The 2821-nt window shown below is 36.7% G+C and carries 2 protein-coding genes and 1 pseudogene; 1 reads left to right on the top strand and 2 read right to left on the bottom strand.

Going from position 1 to position 2821, the window contains the following annotated elements; genetic code table 11:
- Positions 1-386: 386 nt before the first annotated feature.
- Positions 387-995, top strand: a complete 609-nt coding sequence (locus RT723_RS11190; protein WP_216054066.1) for a MarC family protein — start codon at positions 387-389, stop codon at positions 993-995.
- A gap of 54 nt (positions 996-1049) precedes the next feature.
- Here the strand turns inward: RT723_RS11190 and glpQ are convergent, their stop codons facing one another.
- On the bottom strand, positions 1050-2129 hold the full coding sequence (gene glpQ / locus RT723_RS11185; RefSeq protein ID WP_315947192.1) for a glycerophosphodiester phosphodiesterase: 1080 nt from the start codon (positions 2127-2129) through the stop codon (positions 1050-1052).
- 152 nt (positions 2130-2281) lie between these two features.
- Positions 2282-2821, bottom strand: a pseudogene (locus RT723_RS11180) (malate synthase G); the annotation flags it as partial.

The raw sequence follows: 2821 nt of genomic DNA, 5'->3' as shown, positions 1-2821 counted from the left end.
AAAAATTAGTAAGGCTACCGATAACACTTTAAATTTAATTGATTCTATTTGCCATGTGGATTTACCTATCGTCATAACTATTACATTTTATCGGATAAATATAGTTAATCTTTAATCAATAGTTAATAAATTTAAGGTATGAATATGTAGCATTTAGTACTTGTTTATATGGTATTAAGTTATTGTCTATAAAAGGTTTTTTTGTTTGTAAGGTGAGCCTGAGTTTGAACGATTTACAATATCAAGTGTTGATTTATATTTTTGCATAATAATACTCATTTTAGCATTAACAATTAGGTCGCCATTCTTAGTTGCGGTAGTATGTTTGTTAGTTGTAAATAATAATTCATTAAAATCAATACGATATGAATTAGATGGGAGGTTCCATGATTGACTTAATAGCGACATTTATTTTCTTTTTTGCCGTAATAGACCCAATTGGTACTGTGCCTGTTTTTATAGCTGTCACTCAACAACATGATGCTAAAACCAGAAGACGTATTGCACTGTTAGCCACTTTAGCGTCTGCGATTATTTTGTTGTTTTTTGTGGTTGCCGGGGAATTTATATTAACGGCGATGAAGATCCCATTACCTGCGTTTCAAATTGCTGGTGGCATTGTTTTATTCTTATTTGCCCTTTCTATGATTTTTGGTGAAAGTAAACCTGAACAAGAAGTTAAGTTGGCGAGTAGTGGCAATGAAACCGCCGTATTCCCTTTAGCTGTGCCTTCTATTGCAGGGCCTGGTGCAATGTTAGCCGCGGTACTGCTTACAGAGAATTCACGTTATAACTTGTGGGAACAGGCACAAACGGTTTTTGTCATGTTATCTGTATTGTTCGTGGTTTATATATTAATGCTGACAGCCAGCTGGGTTCATAAATTTGTCGGCGACAGTGGTGCAAGCGTTATAAGTCGGATAATGGGGCTTATCCTGGCCTCTGTTGCAACCAGCAATGTATTAACAGGTATTAAAGATTATTTTCTGTTGTAAGTGAGCAACAATAACAAAACCAGCATCGGCTGGTTTTGTTTTATTTAAATTCGGTTAATGACGCTTGTCTTTGTTTTTTTGTAAGAACTGTACTGCTTTATCTGGAAAGTCAGTAAAAATGCCATCTACGCCAATATCATAATAATAAATATGTAACAGCTCATCAAAGTTTTGGGCATACTTTGGAATGCGATTTATATCTGCTCTAAATGTGTAAGGATGTACGACTAACCCTGCTTGATGTGCTGCTTCTAACAATCCATTGGATTTGGGTTTTTGTTGGTTCATCTTGGTATTAATTAACATGGGTTTCCATGGGCCAATGCCATTGGCATAAGTGGCAATCTTTTCCATCGCATTAGTTTCTAACATCCAATCGTAATTGTAAGGGGTCGAGGTGCCATTATGATAAACCAAAGTTTCTTGCCAACTTGTCATCGCAATTAGTTGAACTAATTTTAGCTCCATATTTAACTTGGGCATTAAATGCTGTTTGATCCTTTTTAGTTCGGTTGGATCAAAACTTTGTACAAAAATTTTGTCATCAAGGTTATCGTAGCCAAAACGTTTTAATTCGTTTAACACCGCCAGACTGATGTCTTTACCTTGTTGTAAATGAAAGGCCGGAGATTTTATTTCTGGATAAATACCAACCTGTTTGCCGGTACTTTTATTTAAACCTTGGATCAGCTCAATTTCGTCGGCCAAAGTGTGCACGGTAAATTTTGATTTCCATAACGGAAAGCGATTGGGGTAGATCGCTTCTTGTTTGCCATTTTTAACAACAAACCCTTCAGTCATTAACAAGGATTGAATTTCAGCTAAAGTAAAATCGATAGCGTAATAACGGCCGTCAGAGCGTTTTTTATTTGGGTATACTTCTGCCACATTGGTCACGCGGTCAAGATAATGGTCATGCAAAATAAGCAGTTGACCGTCTTTACTCATGACGACATCTTGTTCTATATAATCAGCCCCCATCGCATAAGACATCGCTTTGGCAGCCATGCTATGTTCAGGGAGATAACCGCTAGCACCTCGATGCGCGATAACCAATTTGTCGTTAACACTATTGTGCTGTGAAAATACAGAAAAACAGAAACAACAAAGTAAGAGAATAGTGATGATTTTCATGACAAGTTTGAGCTTATTAACAATATAAATACTGACTTTATTCTACTTATGTTGCAGCGATATTAAACCGGTTTGTTTAGACAAAAAAATACCTCCAATCGTGGAGGTATATTCGTTAAGTTAGGTCTTGATTTTCCAAAGCAATCTCTAGTTTATGCACTTTGTAATTGACGCTCTGCTAGTTGACGCTTTTTCAGTAATCTATAGTGGTGTAACAGAGGTTCTGTATATCCACTTGGTTGCTCAACGCCTTTGATTATCAAGTCTCTTGCGGCTTGGAACGCTAAAGAGTTATCAACATTAGGTGTCATGTTTTCATATAATGGGTCAGATTCGTTTTGTTTATCTACAACCGCAGCCATACGAACAAGTACTTCGTCCACTTGTTGTTCTGTACATACACCTTGATGTAACCAATTAGCTATATGTTGGCTAGAGATACGGCACGTTGCTCTATCTTCCATTAAACCTACATTGTTGATATCCGGCACTTTTGAACACCCAACGCCTTGGTCAACCCAACGTACCACATAACCTAAAATACCCTGCGCGTTATTTTCTAACTCTTTAGTGATCTTTTTCTTGGCTCAAATCACATTCGTCATTAATCAGAGGGATAGCCAAAATAGTATCGATATCTGATGTTATGTTATGCATTAATTGTTGTTGAATATCACTGACATTAACTTGGT

This window comes from Psychrosphaera aquimarina, assembly GCF_032461525.1.
Taxonomy (GTDB): domain Bacteria; phylum Pseudomonadota; class Gammaproteobacteria; order Enterobacterales; family Alteromonadaceae; genus Psychrosphaera; species Psychrosphaera aquimarina.
This window is presented reverse-complemented; position numbering and strand designations above follow the sequence as displayed.